Genomic DNA, 1,740 nt, shown 5'->3' with positions numbered 1-1,740 from the left:
GTACAAGAATTCGCTCTCCACTTAGCATTAACTGTCGTTCTCTAGGCCTCTGGAGGCGCCACCAGGGATAAGAACCATGGTTGCACTCGGCTCTACTTGTTAGTTCCTTCCTGAATCGAGAAAGATACGATTGAATCGCGGGCTTCGTCTCAATTTCCGAACTGTCATCCGTATATATAACAAAATTTTCTGCTTCTGAGGGCTTCGATTTAGAAGGAGTTGATGCGGTTTTAAATTCCCACGTTAATATTTTCAATCGCCATAGCTGTTTTTCTTCATGATTTTCCTCCAAATTGGATTTTTGGACTGCAATTCCCCTTATTCATCTCTATCTCTTGCTTTACTCTTGATAGCTTCCGCTAGGTCAGGTTTTTATTTGCAAGATATTTTAATTGTGTTATGTTATAAACGAACGCATTCATCATGAACTTTATCCCTGCCCTAGCTACGGTCGTGACTAAAACATGGCCAGCATTATGACCGCGCTTCATAACAGCAAAGCATCTTTCGATATGCGATCGCTTCTTGCTGATTCTGCTATTGCGGAGATGATCTCTGATTCCCAACTTGTGACCTCTTGTAGCTTTTTTCATGGCTGCATCGTAACCTCGTGTTTTGGCGCCGTCATATCCCTTGTCGGCATAACGCGGTACTCCTTCGATTCCAAGGTCAACCTGACTATCGTGCACGGAAGCAGTCGTTGTTTCGACGTTCCTGATAAGGTGGTACTCGGTATCGATTGATGCATGACCTTTGTAGCCAAAGAAGGTTTTGGAACCTTTCTTCGCCCACGTTCCTTCATTTGTTGGCCCTTCACGGGATCTCTTCGGTTTTGCCTTATCTTCGATGATGCTATTTGAAATATCTAGAAGACCTTTATCAAACTCTTGAACCGGGACTGCTTCGGTCTCTCCTGAAGCTTGATCTCCTTTTTTGTCTTCGCTACCATCATCGTCCTTTTTCCTTTTTCGACCTGGATCGGCTGTAATGAAGGTTGCATCCTGAATTGTGCCCTGGATTACTTTGAAACCCTTTTCATCCATCTGCCTCTGAAGCTCCTTCCACAGATCTCCATATTTGCCGCTCTTGATCAGACGCTCGCGAAATAGCCAGACTGTGCTGAAATCCGGAACCACTTCCGTAGTGCCAAGAAAGATCCGGAAAGAGAATCTGTCTGCCACTTGTCGCTCTAGTTCGGGATCTGAAAACCCATACCAATGCTGAAGTACGAGCAGCTTCACCATAATTACAAGATCGATATTGGGACGTCCTCCGCGGCTAGTTTTGTTTTTATACATATGCGGCTCTAAAGATCTAAACCGCTTCCAGTCGATCTGCGATCCGATTTCCGATAAAGGATCACCGAGTTCTTTAACCCGTTCGTACTCCACTCTTATCGCATGATCAATCAAAGTCCTCATGAAACTATATTATAGTATTAATAGTATATATAGTTAACGATAGAAAGGTTTTTCGAAATCCTCTATTATGTCTTCCTCAGATGCAAGAATTGCATACGGCTGGATGGAAGAGGGCGATGCACTTTTCGAGAAGAACGATCTTGAGGGTGCCATCGAGTACTACAATAAAGCATTCAAACTATTTCCACGAGATCCCAATCTCCTGAACCGTCGTGGTCTGGCATTTGCGAAGCTAGGCCGATATGAAGAAGCCATAAAGTCCTATGATGCAGCCATCGAGCATTATCCCAGGGATGTAACGCTTTGGGGCAACAGAGGC

2 protein-coding genes are annotated in these 1,740 nt (G+C 44.3%); one reads left to right on the top strand and one right to left on the bottom strand.

What is annotated here, in order from left to right:
* Positions 1-359: 359 nt before the first annotated feature.
* Positions 360-1,421, bottom strand: a complete 1,062-nt coding sequence (locus tag QHH00_08485) for an IS5 family transposase (GenBank protein MDH7509407.1) — start codon at positions 1,419-1,421, stop codon at positions 360-362.
* Positions 1,422-1,488: 67 nt separating this feature from the next.
* Between QHH00_08485 and QHH00_08480 the strand changes: the two genes are divergently transcribed.
* Positions 1,489-1,740: tetratricopeptide repeat protein (locus QHH00_08480; protein MDH7509406.1), on the top strand; the 252-nt coding region annotated here is incomplete at its 3' end.

Source organism: Methanomassiliicoccales archaeon (assembly GCA_029907465.1).
In the GTDB taxonomy this organism is placed as follows: Archaea; Thermoplasmatota; Thermoplasmata; order Methanomassiliicoccales; family JACIVX01; genus JACIVX01.
This window is presented reverse-complemented; position numbering and strand designations above follow the sequence as displayed.